Below are 16,985 nucleotides of genomic sequence, written 5' to 3'. Positions count from 1 at the left end.
GCGCCAGAGTTTGGTTTTGTGAAGTAAAACAGCAAGTTGTGGCGCCCAATTAACAGTAGCAACGAACTTGACGGTGCCCAGTACCGTCTGTCCGCCGAATCATTTTTTTACAAACCCTGACGGGAATTTTCGCACTTTATCGACATCCCATGGCGGCGCAGGCAAGAACGGATTCAACCCTGAAACAAATTTTTACACCCAATGTGTGACTTGCCCCCGGACAACGAGCATCAGTACACATAACCCCGCGCTGCATATCGCGATGATTGAGGCGAATTTAAAGCAACGCGGACTTCACTTCGATGTTTGGGACCATAGAGAGACCGAACCATGAATGCCCCGCTCCGTGTCAACGAAGCACTGCTGATTGCCGACCACGCCTTCGAACCTTTCCAGTGCGTAGCCTGGGATGCGCCCAATGGTACTGGTGAATTGAGCCTGGCAGTGATCGACCGGACCAGCACCCGCATCGGCAGCAAGCAAGTGTCCTCGCGCATTTATTCCGACCCTGCGCAATGGGCCAGCCTGATCGAGGAAGTGCGCGCCGAGCTGTGTGAAAAAGGTTATGACCTGCAACCGTGGTCGATGCCGAAGTAATTGCGATTGCCCCTCCAAGTGCGTGCCCTGCCACGCACTTGTGCAACTTCTCAGTTGCTGCCGCTGCAACTTTTCTTATTGCGACACCTTATTGCGACATTGTGTCGCAGTATCACGCCGCACTGTTATTCAATCCACGACCTTGAAGTGTTCCAGGTGCTGATAATCGGCCTGCAGTTGCGCAGCCAATTGTTGCGCACGGCCCAGACGAACGGGCGCCAGCTCCATGTCGACCAGTAGCGTGGCACAGCCCATCGGTTGCACGTTATCCGCGTGCTGCAGCCGACCGTCGGTAAATACCAGGCAGCGCACAGCTTCATGCGGGTGAGCCTGCTGCCGCGCCTGCAGCCACTGCCGCGCTTGCTCCAACGCAGCAATCAACGGTGTACCCCCCCCTGCCCCCAGTGCTTGCAACCAAGGCTGCAAGGCCGCCGAGGCCTTGAGGCCGTGTCGCTGCCACTGCGGCGTCTGCCCGCTCGCTGTCAGCAGGGCCAACCGCGCCCGCTGACGGTATGCCTGGTCGAACAACGCCGCCAGCAAACCTTTGGTCTGCGCCAGCGCCTGGTGGCGGCGGGTTGAGGCCGAGGCGTCGACGATCACCAGCCACAGTTCGCCAGGCTGAGCCTTGCGCTGTTGCCAGCAGAGGTCTTCACGCAGCCGTGGCCGCCCCTTGAGCAAAGTCGGCAGCCAGGCTACTCGGCCCGAAGTGGTGCTGTGTACACGGCCACGGCTGGCACCTTTCAACTGCCCTGCACGTGGCCTGGCATCCGTCCCTTGGGCCTTTGGCTGGCGGATGCTCAGGGCTTTTTTGCCCAGTTCGGCACCTCACGGCGCGCACCACTGGTCACTGGCTGTGGTGGCAGCGCGCCCCAGTCACTCTGCCCGCCTTGGCTGCCCTGGCTGCTTGCGCTCTGCTGGCCTGTCTCAGGCGGTGTCGAAGGCGGCTGCTGCTGGGGCGATACACGGCGACGATGGCGCAAAGCGAACTCGGCCACCGCCTCGACATCGGCTTCATCAATGGCCTCGCCGCCGCGCCAGGCACAGTGCGCGCGTGCTGCGCGCAGCCAGACCAGGTCCGCCCGCAGGCCATCGACCCCGGCGGCGTAGCAGCGCTCGGTGATCCAGGCCAGGGCCTGGTCGTCCAGAGCAATCTGGGCGAGGTCGTGGCGCGCCTGCTGGCAGCGCTCGCGCAGTTGCGCCTGGGCAGTTGCCCATTGCGCGCAGAAGGCCTGGGGGTCGCTGTCGAACGCCAGGCGGCGGCGGATGATCTGCTGGCGCGCCTGGGGCTCCGGCAAGCCTTCGAGGGCCACATTCAAGCCAAAACGGTCAAGCAGCTGCGGTCGCAACTCGCCCTCTTCCGGGTTCATGGTGCCAATCAGCACAAAACGCGCGCTGTGCCGGTGCGAGATGCCATCACGTTCGATGCGGTTGGTGCCGCTGGCGGCTACGTCGAGCAACAGGTCGACGAGGGTATCGGGCAACAGGTTGACCTCGTCCACGTACAGCACGCCGCCATCGGCCTGGGCCAGCACACCGGGTGAAAACTGGGCCTTGCCCTGCCCCAACGCAGCGTCCAGGTCGAGGGTGCCGACCAGGCGCTCTTCACTGGCGCCCAATGGCAGCGTGACGAACGGCCCTTCGCCGAGCAGGTCGGCGAGGCCACGGGCCAAAGTACTCTTGGCCATACCGCGCGGGCCTTCAATCAGCACGCCACCGATCTTCGGGTCGATGGCGGTCAGGCACAGGGCCAGTTTCAGCGCGTCAGCACCGACCACGGCGGCCAGCGGAAATTGTACGGGTTCACTCATTTCAAGCCTGTTCCTCGCCGTCGAGCAGTTGCGCCTCAAGGGCTTCGCGGTAATCGCCGGGCGCCTCCCATAGGCCGCGTTGCTGGGCCTCCAGCAGGCGTTCGGTGAGGTCGCGCAGCGCCTCGGGGTTGTGCTCGCGCATGAAATCGCGGGTCGCCGGGTCGAGCACGTAGGCATCGGCCAGCGACTGATAATGATGGTCGTCGATCAGGTGCGTGGTGGCATCGAAGGCGAACAGGTTGTCTACCGTTGCCGCCATCTCGAAGGCACCCTTGTAGCCATGGCGCTTTACCCCGTCGATCCACTTGGGGTTGAGCGCACGGGCACGAATGACCCGGTTGAGCTCCTCCTTGAGGGTGCGGATGCGCGGCCGATCGACCTGGCTGTGGTCGCCGTGGTAGCTGGCCACCGACACGCCAGACAAGGTTTCCGAGGCGGCCAGCATGCCACCCTGGAACTGGTAGTAGTCGTTGGAATCGAGCAGGTCATGCTCGTGGTTATCCTGGTTCTGCAGGACCGCCTGGACCTGCCCCAGGCGGCGGGCGAACTGCTCACGGGCCGGGGTGCCTTCATCACTGCCACCATAGGCGTAGCCGCCATGGTTGAGGTAGACCTCAGCCAAGTCGTCACGGCTGTGCCACAAGCGGCCATCGATCGCATTCTGCACCCCGGCACCGTAGGCACCGGGCTTGGCCCCGAATACCCGCCAGCCGGCCTGGCGCGCCGCTTGCTCGGCTTCCACGCCCTGCGCCTGCAGAGCCTCACGCTCGCTGCGCACGCGCGCTGCCAGCGGGTTGAGGTCATCAGGCTCATCCAGCGCCGCCACCGCCTGAACTGCAGCATCGAACAGGCGGATCAAGTTGCCGAACGCGTCGCGGAAGAACCCAGACACCCGCAAGGTTACGTCCACCCGCGGGCGGTCGAGCAGGCTCAGCGGCAAGATTTCGAAATCGTCGACCCGCTGGCTACCGGTGGCCCACACCGGGCGTACCCCCATCAGGGCCATGGCCTGGGCGATATCGTCGCCGCCGGTGCGCATGGTCGCGGTGCCCCATACCGACAGGCCCAACTGGCGCAGGTGGTCGCCATGGTCTTGTAAATGGCGCTCGAGAATCAGGCTCGCCGAGGCAAAACCCAGGCGCCAGGCCGTGGTGGTGGGCAGGTTGCGTACATCCACGGTATAGAAGTTGCGCCCGGTCGGCAGTACATCCAGGCGCCCGCGGCTTGGCGCGCCACTCGGGCCGGCCGGCACGAAACGGCCGGCCAGGGCCGCCAGCAGGCCGTTGATCTCGGCCGCACCACAAGCATCCAGGCTCGGCGCCACCGCGTCACACAATGCCTGCACCACATCACGTACCGGTTGCCACTCGCTCAGGGCCGGCAGTACCAGCGTGCCGCCAAGCGCCTGCTCTATCACCTGCAAGGCCAGCAGTTCTAGGCGCTCGCGGGTATCGCCACAGGTGCGCCATGGCGCGTCGCTGATCGCCTGCAAAGGCCCGGGCCGCAGCCCCTGCCACGGCTGCCCAAGGTCGCAATCGAGCGGGTCGAAGCCCGGCACCAGCGCCTTGGCCAGTGCACGCAACAGGCTGGCATTGCCACCCCGGCCGTCACCCCGCTCCACACGCAGCAAGGCCAACAGGGTGTCCAAACGCAGCCGGCCCTCGGGCGACTGGCCAAACACGTGCAAGCCATCGCGAATCTGCGATTCCTTGAGGTCACACAGGTAGGTGTCCAGACGCGGCAGCCACACAGCGGCATCGTCCAGCTGCCCTTCCAGTTGCAGCTCCCGGTCGATGTGGTTGGCCTTGACCAGTTCAAGAATGTCGCGTTGCAGCTCGCGGGCACGCCGCGGGTCAAGCAGCTGCGCCTCGTAGAATTCGTCGGCCAGTTGTTCCAGGTGACGCAGCGGGCCATAGGTTTCGGCGCGGGTCAGCGGCGGCATCAGGTGGTCGATGATCACCGCCTGGGTCCGGCGCTTGGCCTGGGCGCCTTCACCCGGGTCGTTGACGATGAACGGGTAGATGTTCGGCAGCGGGCCCAGCAGCGCGTCAGGCCAGCATTGCGCAGACAACCCTACCCCCTTGCCAGGCAGCCACTCCAGGTTGCCGTGCTTGCCGACATGGATCACCGCGTCGGCGGCAAAGGCATGGCGCAGCCAGAAGTGAAACGCCAAGTACGCATGTGGCGGCACCAGGTCAGGGTCGTGATACACCGCACTCTGATCGACCTGATAGCCCCGCGCCGGCTGGATGCCGACGAAGGTCAGGCCGTAGCGCAAGCCCGCAACCATCAAGCGGCCACTGCGATACATCGGGTCTTGCTCCGGCGACCCCCAACGCTCCAGCACTGCCTGGCGGTTGGCTTCAGGCAGGCGGGAAAACGCAGCCTGGTAGTCATCCAGGCTCAGGCTTTGCGCGCACGGGCGTTGGTCCAGGTGATCGAGGTCATTGGTCACACCGCCCAGCAACTGCTGGATCAACTGCGTGCCAGTGCCTGGCAGGCCCGCCAACGGATACCCTTCGGCCTGCAGTGCCTTGAGGATATTCAAGGCCGCTGCCGGCGTATCCAGCCCCACCCCGTTGCCGATCCGACCGTCACGGGTCGGGTAGTTGGCCAGCACCAGCGCTACGCGCTTCTGACCATTGGCTAACCGGGCCAGCTCTACCCAGCGCCGAGCGAGCTCGGCGACAAAATCCATGCGCTCGGGGTGGGCGCGGTAACAGACTACGTCGGACTGGCTGCGCTCACTGCGCCAGGCCATGTCCTTGAAACTGACCGGGCGGGTGATGATCCGCCCGTCCAGCTCCGGCAAAACGATGTGCATGGCCAGGTCACGCGCGCCCAGGCCCTGCTCGCTGGCTTCCCACGCCGGTTGGTTGTCCTGCGCGCAAATTGCCTGCAACACCGGGATGTCGCGGCGGAACGGGCGCAGGTTGGGGCGTTCGGGGCTGGACAAGGCAAACCCCGTGGTATTGATCAAGACCTCGGCGCCGACTTCGTCCAGCCAGGCTTCGACCTGTTCGAAGCAGGCGCTTTCCTTGAGGCTGGCCACGGCAATCGGCAAGGGGTTGAGCCCCGCCGCCAGCAAACGCTCGCAGAAGACGTCGATGAACGCGGTGTTGGCCGCTTGCAGGTGTGACCGGTAGAACAGCAACGGTGCCACCGGATGCTCCGGGTGCCATTGCGCGTACCAGTCCTCAAGCAGCGCATTGCCTTTGGCCGGGTGATACACCGAGGTGCGTGGCAGTGGCTGCGGCTCGTCCCAGCCATAGTCACGGCCCAGCCATTGGTTGGCCAGGCAGTTGAACAGGTTGAGGGCGTTGGCCTTGCCGCCCTGGCGCAGGTAGTGCCAGAGGCGTTCGGCCTGATCGCCGGTCACGGTGCCCAGGCCGGTCAGCTCAGGGTCCGGGCGGTCATCGCCCGGCACCAGGATCAACTGCACGCCGCGGGCCGCCAGGGCGACCAGTTGCTCGACGCCATAGCGCCAGTAGCCAACGCCCCCGTGCAACGACACCAAAATGACCTTGGCATGGCGCAACACCTCGTCGACATACAGGTCGACCGAGGCGTGGTTCTGCACCTGCATCGGGTTGGCCAGGCGCAGGCTAGGATAGTCCTCGGGCAATTGCTCGGCGGTATCGGCGAGCAATGCCAGGTGTGAATCGCCGCTGCAGAGGATCACCAGTTCGGCGGGTGTCTGGCCGAGGTCGGCAATGCTGTCATCCGGCACGAAGCCGCCGGGCTGGGTCCGCAGCAGGTGCATGGGTCAGGCGCCCAAGGTCTGGCGCAAACGCGCTTCGAGCTGCACGGCATCCAGGTCCTGACCGATCAGCACCAGGCGCGTGATACGCGGCTCGTCGGCGCGCCAGGCGCGGTCGAAGTGCTTGTCGAAGCGGGTACCCACGCCTTGCACCAGCAGGCGCATCGGCTTGCCCGGGATGGCGGCGAAACCTTTGGCGCGCAGGATGCCGAACTCGACCACCAACTGGGTCAGGGCATCGAGCAACAGGCTTTCGTCGGCTTCTGGCAAGTCGATGGAGATCGAATCGAAGGCGTCGTGGTCATGATCGTCGTGATCATCGCCATCGTGGTGCGAATCGTGGTGGGTACGGCGGCCATCGATGTGCACCTCGGACTCGGCGCCCACGCCCAGCAGTACGTCCAGTGGCAGACGGCCGCTGCTGGCCTCGATCACCTTGACCGCGGGCGGCAGCTCTTCGGCCACCTCGGCGCGGACCTTGGCCAGGCCTTCGGCGTCGATCAGGTCGGCCTTGTTCAGCACCACCAGGTCGGCACTGGCCAACTGGTCAGCGAACAGTTCGTGCAGCGGCGACTCGTGGTCCAGGTTCGGGTCCAGCTTGCGCTGTGCGTCCACCTGGTCTGGGTAGGCGGCAAAGGTACCGGCCGCCACAGCCGGGCTGTCGACCACGGTAATGACCGCATCGACGGTGCAGGCGTTACGGATTTCTGGCCACTGGAAGGCCTGTACCAACGGCTTTGGCAGCGCCAGGCCACTGGTTTCGATGAGGATGTGGTCAAGGTCGCCACGGCGTGCGACCAACTCGCGCATGACTGGGAAGAACTCTTCCTGAACGGTGCAGCACAGGCAGCCATTGGCCAGCTCGTACACGCGGCCGCTGGCCTCTTCTTCGGTGCAACCGATGCTGCACTGTTTGAGGATCTCGCCATCAATGCCCAGTTCGCCAAATTCATTGACGATCACCGCGATACGGCGGCCTTGGGCGTTGTCGAGCATGTGGCGAAGCAAGGTGGTCTTGCCGGAACCGAGGAAGCCGGTAACGATGGTGACGGGGAGTTTGGCCAGTGTTTTCATGTCGCGATGCCCTTGGCAAGATGGCGCGGGCATGCAGGACGAAAGCCACGGGCCAGGTCGGCCGGGCTTGTTCGCCACCGGATCACCCCGCCCGGTTGAAAGTCGAAATCGCCTCGAGGCAGGTCTCCTGGCTCGCACCGTACCTGCCATGCTTTGAATAGCAGGGCTGGAGGGCGCGACGCCTTCCCGCGCGCTTGCGCAGTGGCTGTGTCGGCCCGTTGTCGGTGCTTACAGTTGCGGGGGCAGCCGCGGCTTGTACCGCGTTCCCGTCTTAGCTTCGGCCTGGCCGAAGAACCTCGAAGTGGCAAGGCTACGCAGTGGCTGGCAGGTGGTCAACCATTGCCGTCGGCCATTGCGCGACAGACGCACAGGCATTGGCGCATCTGCGCTACAGTTGCACCTTCATCAACGGCCAAGGACGCCCTATGCCGCTCGCCCCCGCCATCCCGGTACTGCGTATTTTCTCGGTCGAAAAAGCCAAAGAGTTCTACCTCGACTTCCTCGGCTTCAGCCTGGACTGGGAACACCGCTTCAGCCCGGACCTGCCCCTGTACGCGCAAATCCACCGCGACGGGCTGATCCTGCACCTAAGCGAACACCACGGCGATGCCACCCCGGGTTCGACCGTGTTCGCCCGCCTCGACGACCTGCGCGCCCTCGAGCGCGAACTGCAGGCCAAACGCTACGGCTACGCCCGGCCCGAAGCCGAACGCCTGGACTGGGGCCTGCAGATGCAGGTCCATGACCCGTTTGGCAACCGCCTGCGCTTCTGCCAGCAGATCGATGATGAGGCCGCGCAATGAAGGCCATGGGCAAGCGCGAAATGGCCCGTGTGGAGCGTGAGCTGGTGGTTTGCCTGACGGAAGCCTGCGAAACGGCCAAGGCAGAGATTGTCGGGTTCACCTGGCTTACCCATCACCTTGACCCCGACAGTTTTCCTGCCAGCCTGCGCATTACCTGGGTATTCGAGCGCGAGGCAGACAAGGCTGCAGCGCTGGCTGGGGTGGCTAAAGCGCGGATGCTGGCGTTGACCTGTCAGGCGCTTGATGAAGTGGGGATACGGCTGGATCACCCGGCCTGGCATGTGCGGTTTGACAGTGAAGAGGCTTGTAGTCGGAGCCACGGCGGGGATTGGGGTAAGCGGTTGCGGGGGCGCTGAGATAGAAGTAGTGGCCCGGGTGTATGGCGGAGGGTCTTCGGCGCACTCGAGATCGAGCCCCGCCTGCGCGGGGCTTCGCAGCACAAGGCTGCTCCTACAGTCTGTTTCGGGCCAGTATCGAGGCGGGCGTCAATGCCTCAGGAATAATTGGCCCGAAACTGACTGTAGGAGCAGCCTTGTGCTGCGAAGCGCCGCGCGGGCGGCGCTCGATCTCAAGGGCGGCGCAAAACCCCAGACATACGCCCTCCCCCCACCCAATCGCACGCTGTTTCGTGACTGGCCGTTCCCGATCCGCGACGGATGTATTATCGTGGCGTGGTGCGCATATAACAGCAGCCCGAGCGATCGGGCATCTGCAAGACAATCGAGGGTGTCATGAGTAACGAGAGCATTAACTGGGACAAGCTGGGTTTCGACTACATCAAGACCGATAAACGCTACCTGTCCGTATGGCGCAATGGCGAGTGGGACAAGGGCACCCTGACCGAAGACAACGTACTGCACATCAGTGAAGGCTCCACTGCCCTGCACTACGGCCAACAGTGCTTCGAGGGCCTGAAGGCCTACCGTTGCAAGGACGGCTCGATCAACCTGTTCCGCCCGGACCAGAACGCCGCACGCATGCAGCGCAGCTGCGCCCGCCTGCTGATGCCACACGTGCCGACCGATGTGTTCATCGAGGCGTGCAAGCAAGTGGTCAAGGCCAACGAGCGTTTCGTGCCGCCCCATGGCAAAGGCGCCCTGTACCTGCGCCCGTTCGTAATCGGCACCGGTGACAACATCGGCGTGCGCACCGCCCCCGAGTTCATCTTCTCGGTCTTCGCCATCCCGGTTGGCTCGTACTTCAAAGGCGGCATGAAGCCGCACAACTTCCAGATCTCCAGCTTCGACCGTGCCGCCCCACAAGGCACCGGCGCGGCCAAGGTCGGTGGCAACTATGCCGCCAGCTTGCAGCCGGGCGCTGAAGCCAAGAAAAACAACTTCGCCGACGCCATCTACCTCGATCCGCTGACTCACACCAAGATCGAGGAAGTCGGTTCGGCCAACTTCTTCGGCATCACCGCCAACAACGAGTTCGTAACTCCGAAATCGGCCTCCGTGCTGCCAGGCATCACCCGCCTGTCGCTGATGGAACTGGCGTCCTCGCGCCTGGGCCTGAAAGTGATCGAAGGCGATGTAGAGATCAACCACCTCGACCGTTTCATCGAAGCAGGCGCTTGCGGTACCGCTGCGGTAATCACCCCGATCGGTGGCATCGAGTACAACGGCAAGCTGCACGTCTTCCATGACCTGGAAAAAGTCGGCCCGGTAACCCAAAAGCTCTACAACGAGCTGACCGGCATCCAGAGCGGTGACGTCGAAGCACCAGCAGGCTGGATCGTCAAGGTCGCCTGAGGCGCTTTGCAAGCCTGACAAAGGGGCATGCCAGATGATGGCATGCCCTTTTTTTTGGCTGCTGGGTCGGGCCCGAACCGCCAGATGAATTTTTCTTAAATCGCCGTTTGTCTATTCTTTGGCACAATCAAGCCTCTATTCGCCGCCCAGGAACCAGCATGCCACGCGTACTGACCATCGAAGACGACGCCGTCACCGGCCAGGAAATCGTCGCCGAACTCTCCAGCCACGGCCTGGACGTGGATTGGGCCGACAATGGCCGGGAAGGCCTGGCCAAGGCGATTGCCGGTGGCTACGACCTGATTACCCTGGACCGCATGCTGCCCGAAGTCGATGGCTTGACCATCGTCACGACCTTGCGCAACCTGAAAATCGCCACGCCGATCCTGATGATCAGCGCCCTGTCCGACGTTGACGAACGCGTGCGTGGCCTGCGTGCCGGGGGGGATGACTACTTGACCAAGCCGTTCGCCTCGGACGAAATGGCCGCCCGTGTCGAGGTGCTGCTGCGCCGCAACAGCGTGCCGATGACCCAGACCCGCCTGCAAGTCGCCGACCTGCAGCTGGACCTGATCAGCCACGAAGCACGCCGCGGCGAGCACACCCTCAACCTGCTGCCGACCGAGTACAAACTGCTCGAATACCTGATGCGCCACAGCGGCCAGGTGATCACGCGGATGATGATCTTCGAAGAAGTCTGGGGCTATCACTTCGACCCGGGCACCAACCTCATCGACGTCCACATCGGCCGCTTGCGCAAGAAGATCGACTCGCCCGGCCAATCGCCGCTGATCCGTACGGTACGGGGCTCCGGCTATGCCATTGCTGAACCCGTCTAAGGGCTGGAGCTCGTCAACCAGCCGCTTGCTGGCGCTGTACAGCTTTCTGTTCGTGGCCTGGAGCAGCATCCTGATGGGGGTGCTGTACTTCGAGGTCTCCAGCTACCTGAACAAACTGACCCGCCATTCCATGCTGCAGCGCCAGCACCTGTTCGCACACATGAGCGGCAAGCAACTGGACGACGCCTTGATCGCCAGCCAGGCCTTCGAAGAACGCAGCTTCGATGCCTACGGCCTGTTCGATGCCCAGCTCAACCCGCTTGGCGGCCGCCTGCGCACGCTGCCTTCAGAGCTAGGCTTGGACGGCAAGGTGCATGAGCTCAAACGCTGCCTGGACGCCGATGACCCGCACATGCCACGCGACAGCTGCGACGCCGTGGCCATCAAAGTGCAGGATGGCCGTTGGCTGGTGCTGGTACGGGACAATGGCTCGTTGTTCGTGGTCACGCGGATCATCCTGCATGCCCTGCTCTGGGGTATTTCCCTGACCTTGATCCCCGGGTTTGCCGGCTGGTACCTGCTGCGCCGCAGGCCGCTCAAGCGCATCCGCGCGATTCAGGCCCAGGCCGAGTTGATCGTCGCCGGCGACCTCACCCACCGGCTGCCGCTGTCAGCCCGTCGCGACGAGCTGGACATGCTTGCCGCCATCGTCAATGCCATGCTCGACCGCATCGAGCGGTTGATGCACGAGGTCAAGGGGGTGTGCGACAACATTGCCCACGACCTGCGCACGCCGCTGACCCGCCTGCGCGCGCAGCTGTACCGAATTCGCCAGCAGAGTGCCACCGACTCGGCGCAGGCCGAGGCGCTGGACCAGGCGATTGGCGAAACCGATACCTTGATGGCGCGCTTTCGCGGCTTGTTGCGCATCAGTGAACTGGAGGACCGTCAGCGGCGTGCGGGTTTTGTACAACTCGACCCGCACGATCTGCTGGTAGAGCTGCACGACTTCTACCTGCCATTGGCCGAGGATGGCGGCATTCGCCTGGAGCTTGAGCAGCCCGCGCAGCTACCGGCGCTGCACGGCGACCGCGAACTGCTGTTCGAGGCATTGGCCAATCTGGTGGGCAACGCTATCAAGTTCACCCCAGAGGGTGGCCGCGTGCGCGTGCTGGCGACGCAGGACGACCAAGGCCTGCACATCGCCATTGAGGACAGCGGCCCGGGGATTCCTGAAGAGGAACGTACGGCGGTACTCAAGCGGTTTTATCGCAGCGAGGAAGGTCACCGGCACCCAGGCTTCGGGCTGGGCCTGTCGATCGTTGCCGCGATCGTCGACCTTCATGGGTTTGGGCTGGAGGTAGGCGCCAGCGAACTGGGCGGCGCCAGGCTGGTACTGCATTGCCCATTGACGGGGGCATCGAAGTAGCGGCTGGGCGCCTCGCCCAGCAAGCGCTTGAACACGGTCGCAAAGGCGCTCGGGCTGCTGTAGCCAAGCGCCAGCGCGACGCGGGTGACCGGCTCTCCTTTGCCAAGCCGCACCACGGCGTCCAGCAAGCATGCCTGCTGGCGCCATTCAATGAAGCTGATCCCGGTGTACACGCGAAACTGGCGCGTGAACGTGCGCCGGCTCATGCAGGCCCAGTCCGCCATGCCATCGATGCCTGTTTGCAGCGAAGGCGCCGCCAGAAACGCTCGGCATGCCCGCGCAAGGCGCGGCTCCTCGGGGATCGGCGCATTCAGCGACAGCGCCGGCATGTCGGCAATTTCATGCAGCAGCAAGCCCATCAAGCAGGCATCACGCCCCTGCAAGGGGTATTGCGCAGGCACTTCGATCGCCTTTTCAAGCAGCTGCTGCACCAAAGGGGAAACCGCAAACACCTGGCAATGCCCAGGCAACCCAACCCGCTCGGCGGCCTGCGGGCAAATATAGGCATTGAGCATGGTCACCGGGCCGCGCATTTGCATGGCATGGGCCACTTGTGCAGGCACCCAGATGGCCCGTAAGGGCGGCACGGCCCAATTACCTGATTCGGTTGCAACCGTGATCACCCCGCAAGCGGCAAAGGCAAACTGGCCTCGACCATGGCGATGCATCGGGAACAGTTCGCCATCCGCAAAGGCCTTTCTCGTCACCACCACATCACACGGCGTGTCGTCGTACAGCGTATCTTCAACGTAGGTCATGGCCTGATTTTAATTGGATTCGACCTTGAATTGAAAGCGGGCCAAACCGTTACCGCGGCATAGTGACTGAAGCGTCAAGGCGCACTGCCGCGACCTCAGAAGATTGCCAAACCATGCACAGAAAACACCTGACCCTTGCCGTCCTGGTCACAGCCCTATGGGGCCTCAACTTCCCTATCACCAAACTGGGCTTGGCCCAAGTCGACCCCCTGCTGCTCACCGGCTTACGCTTCGCGCTGTGCGCATTGCCGTGGGTGTTTTTCGTCAAGCGCCCCAAGGTTGCCGTCCGCTGGTTAGGTGCCTATGGTCTGATCTTCGGCGTAGCCATGTGGGCATTGATCAATCTCGGCATCGCCATGGGTGTGCCACCAGGCAGCGCCTCGCTACTGATTCAGTTCAGTGCATTCTTTACCCTGGCGTGGGGCTGCTTGCTGTTTCGCGAGCCCCTGACCGGCCCGCAACTGGTCGGCATCGTGCTAGCGGCGACCGGCTTGGTTGGCATCCTCGCAGCAAGCCCGTGCAAAACCACGACAACAGGGTTGCTGCTGGTCTTGATCAGTGCCCTGGCCTGGAGCATCGGCAACGTCATCATCAAGCTGTCAAAGGTGAAGGAGATCTTTGCCTTCGTGGTATGGGCCAGCCTATTTGCACCAATACCCTTGCTGTCGCTCACGTGGTGGCTGCATGGCGCAACCCCGTTCGTGGCACTGGCAGCGCAGACGAATGCCATCGTGGTCTTTTCCCTGGTCTTCCAGGTGTATGCCGCGACGCACTTCTGCTATTGGGGATGGAATTACCTGTTGCGCGAATACCCGGTGTCCACGGTAGCGCCGCTGTCGCTGCTGATTCCGGTATTCGGCATCGTCAGCTCAGCCTTGATCGTGGATGAGGTGCCTAGCGGCTGGGAGTGGCTGTGTATTGCCCTGATCTTGTCAGCGCTGGCGGTTGGCATGAAAAAAGGGCGAGCGGTGCTGGGGAGAAAACCGCTGCCTGCTGTTTAGTGGCGTGTCGCGAAAGGGCTGCGTGGCAGCCCCTCGCGCCATTGATCAGTCGGCCAAGCGCCAGGTAGTCCCGCCCTTGCCGTCTTCCAGCACCACGCCCATGGCGGTCAGCTGGTCACGAACACGGTCGGATTCCGCCCAGTTCTTGTCTGCACGCGCCTGCAGGCGCGCCTGGATCAACGCTTCCACTTCAGCCGCATCGACCTTGCCTTCTGCGCCTGCACGCAGGAAGTCGTCGGCCTCCAGCTGCAGCACACCCAGCACATCGCCCAGCTCACGCAGGCGGCCAGCAAGGCCCGCTGCCGCGTCGAGATCGCTGTCGCGCAGGCGATTGATCTCGCGCACCAGGTCAAACAGCACGGCGCAGGCTTCGGGGGTGCCGAAGTCGTCGTTCATCGCCATGCTGAAGCGCTCGACAAACGCCTCGCCACCCTTGGCCGCCACCCGTGGCAAGCCGCGCAGGGCGTGGTAGAAGCGCTCCAACGCGCCTTTTGCATCGCGCAGGCTGTCTTCGGAGTAGTTGATGGCACTGCGGTAGTGGCTGGCCACCAGCAGGTAGCGCACTACCTCCGGGTGGTACTTCTCGAGCACGTCACGGATGGTGAAGAAGTTGTTCAACGACTTGGACATCTTCTCGCCGTTGATACGGATCATGCCGCAGTGCATCCAGGCATTGGCGTACTGCTTGCCGGTGGCCGCTTCGCTCTGGGCGATCTCGTTCTCGTGGTGCGGAAACTCCAGGTCGCTACCGCCACCGTGAATGTCGAAGCTCTCGCCCAGGCAGCAGGTGGACATCACCGAGCACTCGATGTGCCAGCCCGGACGGCCCGGGCCCCACGGCGATTCCCAGCTCGGCTCGCCCGGCTTGACGCCCTTCCACAGCACGAAGTCCAGCGGGTCTTGCTTGGCCTCGTCGACCTCGATGCGGGCACCGATGCGCAGGTCTTCGATCTTCTTGCGCGACAGCTTGCCGTAGCCGACGAACTTGCCTACACGGTAGTACACGTCGCCGTTACCCGGCGCGTAGGCGTAGCCCTTGTCGATCAGCGTCTGGATCATGGCGTGCATGCCCGCGATGTGATCGGTGGCACGTGGTTCCTGGTCCGGCGGCAGGATGTTGAGGCGGCGCTCGTCTTCGTGCATCGCGTCGATCATGCGGGCGGTCAGCGCGTCGAAGGTCTCGCCGTTCTCGTTGGCCCGGTTGATGATCTTGTCGTCGATGTCGGTGATGTTGCGCACATAGGTCAGCTCGTAGCCGCTCTTGCGCAGCCAACGGGTGACCAGGTCGAAGGCCACCATGCTGCGGCCGTGGCCAAGGTGGCAGTAGTCGTACACGGTCATGCCGCACACGTACATGCGCACCTTGTTGCCATCCAGCGGCTTGAAGGCTTCCTTGGTTTTGCTCAGCGTGTTGTAGATGTTAAGCACGACGGTTCCTTAGCTGCCCCAGGAGTCACGCAGGGTGACGGTGCGGTTGAACACCGGGCGACCCGGCTGGCTGTCCTTGAGGTCGGCGCAGAAGTAGCCTTCGCGCTCGAACTGGAAGCGGTCTTCAGGCTGTGCCTGGCCCAGCGACGGTTCGGCGCGGCAGCCGGTCAGCACTTGCAGCGAATCTGGGTTGATGTTGTCCAGGAAGCTGCCGCCGTCCTCGGTCTTTTCCGGGTTTGGCGAGCGGAACAGGCGGTCGTACAGGCGCACTTCACACTCGACGCTGCCTGCGGCCGGCACCCAGTGGATCACACCCTTGACCTTGCGGCCTTCCGGGTTTTTGCCCAGGGTGTCCGGGTCGTACGAGCAGCGCAGTTCGACGATGTTGCCGTCGGCATCCTTGATAGCTTCATCAGCGCGGATCACGTAGCTGCCACGCAGGCGCACCTCACCGGCAGGCTCCAGGCGCTTGTAGCCCTTTGGCGGTTCTTCCATGAAGTCGTCGCGGTCGATGTACAGCTCGCGGGCGAACGGCAGTACCCGTACCCCCATGTCTTCCTTCGGGTGGCGCGGCAGTTCGAGCTGCTCGACCTGGCCTTCCGGGTAGTTGGTGATGACCACTTTCAGCGGGCGCAGTACGCACATGGCACGTGGCGCGGTGCGATCGAGGTCGTCACGGATGCTGAACTCAAGCATCGACATGTCGACCACGCCGTCGGAACGGTTGGTACCGATCATCTCGCAGAAATTGCGGATGGACGCCGGCGTGTAACCGCGGCGGCGGAAGCCGGACAGGGTCGACATGCGCGGGTCATCCCAAGCGTCGACATGTTTCTCGTCGACCAGCTGCTTGAGCTTGCGCTTGGAGGTGATGGTGTAGTTCAGGTTCAGGCGGCTGAACTCGTACTGACGTGGGTGCGCCGGCACCGGCAGGTTGTCGAGGAACCAGTCGTACAGCGGACGGTGGCCTTCGAACTCCAGGGTGCAGATCGAGTGGGTAATGCCCTCGATGGCGTCCGACTGGCCGTGGGTGAAGTCGTAGTTCGGGTAGATGCACCACTTGTCACCGGTCTGGTGGTGGTGGGCATGACGGATGCGGTAAAGAATCGGGTCGCGCAGGTTCATGTTCGGCGACGCCATGTCGATCTTGGCCCGCAGCACGCGCTCCCCGTCCTTGAACTCGCCGGCCTTCATGCGTGCGAACAGGTCGAGGTTTTCTTCGACGCTGCGCTCGCGGAACGGGCTGTTCTTGCCAGGCTCCTTGAGGTTGCCGCGGTATTCCTTGGCCTGATCAGGGGTCAGGTCGCAGACATAGGCCTTGCCACGCTTGATCAGCTCGACCGCCCAATCGTGCAACTGGTCGAAGTAGTTGGAGGCATAGCGCACGTCGCCGGCCCAGTCGAAGCCCAGCCACTTGACGTCGCTTTGGATGGCGTCGATGTATTCCTGGTCTTCCTTGGCCGGGTTGGTATCGTCGAATCGCAGGTGGCAGACGCCACCGAATTCTTTGGCCAGGCCAAAGTTCACGCAGATCGACTTGGCGTGACCAATGTGCAGGTAACCGTTGGGCTCCGGCGGGAAGCGGGTGACGATGCTGCTGTGCTTGCCCGAGTCCAGGTCGGCCTGGATGATCGGCCGCAGGAAGTTCGCAGGGACAGCGGGGGCGCCTTTGGCAGCGGCGTTGGGCGCGTTGTCGGCAGTGGGCTTGCTCATAGGATCCTTGAATGCACGTGTCCGGCCTGGGTAGGCCGATTGAATCAAAGGGCCTATCATAGCCGAAGCAGTCAAGCTGCTGAC

The 16,985-nt window shown here is 63.4% G+C and carries 14 protein-coding genes and 1 riboswitch; of the genes, 7 read left to right on the top strand and 7 right to left on the bottom strand.

The features are described from left to right. Positions 1-330 precede the first annotated feature (330 nt). Complete coding sequence (locus QOS90_RS18605) at positions 331-597, top strand: hypothetical protein (protein ID WP_013972506.1); 267 nt, start codon at positions 331-333, stop codon at positions 595-597. 129 nt (positions 598-726) lie between these two features. Here QOS90_RS18605 and QOS90_RS18600 read toward each other — a convergent pair whose 3' ends face one another. The 4 genes from QOS90_RS18600 to cobW are packed head-to-tail and all read right to left on the bottom strand — an operon-like array spanning position 727 to position 7,239. Beyond that, positions 727-1,341 (bottom strand): vWA domain-containing protein, encoded by a 615-nt coding sequence (locus QOS90_RS18600; protein ID WP_085273474.1) that lies wholly within the window; start codon positions 1,339-1,341, stop codon positions 727-729. Positions 1,342-1,394: 53 nt separating this feature from the next. Further along, on the bottom strand, positions 1,395-2,405 hold the full coding sequence (locus QOS90_RS18595; protein WP_027594828.1) for a magnesium chelatase ATPase subunit I: 1,011 nt from the start codon (positions 2,403-2,405) through the stop codon (positions 1,395-1,397). A gap of 1 nt (position 2,406) precedes the next feature. Continuing rightward, the gene (cobN, locus tag QOS90_RS18590) at positions 2,407-6,168 is read right to left on the bottom strand and encodes a cobaltochelatase subunit CobN (RefSeq protein WP_085273475.1); all 3,762 of its coding nucleotides are present in this window, start codon (positions 6,166-6,168) and stop codon (positions 2,407-2,409) included. Positions 6,169-6,171: 3 nt separating this feature from the next. Further along, complete coding sequence (gene cobW / locus QOS90_RS18585; protein WP_027594826.1) at positions 6,172-7,239, bottom strand: cobalamin biosynthesis protein CobW; 1,068 nt, start codon at positions 7,237-7,239, stop codon at positions 6,172-6,174. A 100-nt stretch (positions 7,240-7,339) separates the two neighbouring features. Next, a riboswitch (cobalamin riboswitch) is annotated at positions 7,340-7,553 on the bottom strand. A gap of 111 nt (positions 7,554-7,664) precedes the next feature. On the opposite strand from cobW, the gene QOS90_RS18580 reads away from it, so the two are divergent. The 5 genes from QOS90_RS18580 to QOS90_RS18560 all read left to right on the top strand — a co-directional run bounded on the left by QOS90_RS18580 (position 7,665) and on the right by QOS90_RS18560 (position 12,001). Then, positions 7,665-8,042: a glyoxalase superfamily protein gene (locus QOS90_RS18580; RefSeq protein ID WP_027594825.1), complete on the top strand. Its 378-nt coding sequence runs from the start codon at positions 7,665-7,667 to the stop codon at positions 8,040-8,042. Then, positions 8,039-8,398: a hypothetical protein gene (locus QOS90_RS18575; RefSeq protein WP_085273476.1), complete on the top strand. Its 360-nt coding sequence runs from the start codon at positions 8,039-8,041 to the stop codon at positions 8,396-8,398. The genes QOS90_RS18580 and QOS90_RS18575 overlap by 4 nt, the downstream gene beginning before the upstream one ends. A gap of 375 nt (positions 8,399-8,773) precedes the next feature. Next, positions 8,774-9,793, top strand: coding sequence for a branched-chain amino acid aminotransferase (locus QOS90_RS18570; RefSeq protein ID WP_085273477.1), 1,020 nt, complete (start codon positions 8,774-8,776; stop codon positions 9,791-9,793). Between the two features lie 158 nt (positions 9,794-9,951). Then, entirely contained in the window at positions 9,952-10,632 is a 681-nt protein-coding gene (locus tag QOS90_RS18565) for a response regulator transcription factor (protein WP_027594822.1), read from the top strand. Continuing rightward, positions 10,610-12,001: a sensor histidine kinase gene (locus tag QOS90_RS18560; RefSeq protein ID WP_085273478.1), complete on the top strand. Its 1,392-nt coding sequence runs from the start codon at positions 10,610-10,612 to the stop codon at positions 11,999-12,001. The genes QOS90_RS18565 and QOS90_RS18560 overlap by 23 nt, the downstream gene beginning before the upstream one ends. Here QOS90_RS18560 and QOS90_RS18555 read toward each other — a convergent pair. Continuing rightward, positions 11,914-12,759, bottom strand: a complete 846-nt coding sequence (locus QOS90_RS18555; RefSeq protein ID WP_085273479.1) for an AraC family transcriptional regulator — start codon at positions 12,757-12,759, stop codon at positions 11,914-11,916. The two genes, QOS90_RS18560 and QOS90_RS18555, sit on opposite strands and share 88 nt — an antisense overlap. Positions 12,760-12,872: 113 nt before the next feature. On the opposite strand from QOS90_RS18555, the gene QOS90_RS18550 reads away from it, so the two are divergent. Next, complete coding sequence (locus tag QOS90_RS18550; RefSeq protein WP_085273480.1) at positions 12,873-13,760, top strand: EamA family transporter; 888 nt, start codon at positions 12,873-12,875, stop codon at positions 13,758-13,760. Positions 13,761-13,805: 45 nt separating this feature from the next. On the opposite strand, the gene cysS is transcribed toward QOS90_RS18550, so the two are convergent. After that, complete coding sequence (cysS, locus tag QOS90_RS18545; RefSeq protein ID WP_085273481.1) at positions 13,806-15,188, bottom strand: cysteine--tRNA ligase; 1,383 nt, start codon at positions 15,186-15,188, stop codon at positions 13,806-13,808. Between the two features lie 9 nt (positions 15,189-15,197). Next, a complete protein-coding gene (locus tag QOS90_RS18540; RefSeq protein ID WP_027594817.1) occupies positions 15,198-16,901 on the bottom strand; it encodes a glutamine--tRNA ligase/YqeY domain fusion protein in 1,704 nt (567 codons plus the stop codon). Positions 16,902-16,985: the final 84 nt, after the last annotated feature.

It is taken from the genome of Pseudomonas sp. LAIL14HWK12:I10, assembly GCF_900184205.1.
Lineage (GTDB): Bacteria > Pseudomonadota > Gammaproteobacteria > Pseudomonadales > Pseudomonadaceae > Aquipseudomonas > Aquipseudomonas kermanshahensis.
This window is presented reverse-complemented; position numbering and strand designations above follow the sequence as displayed.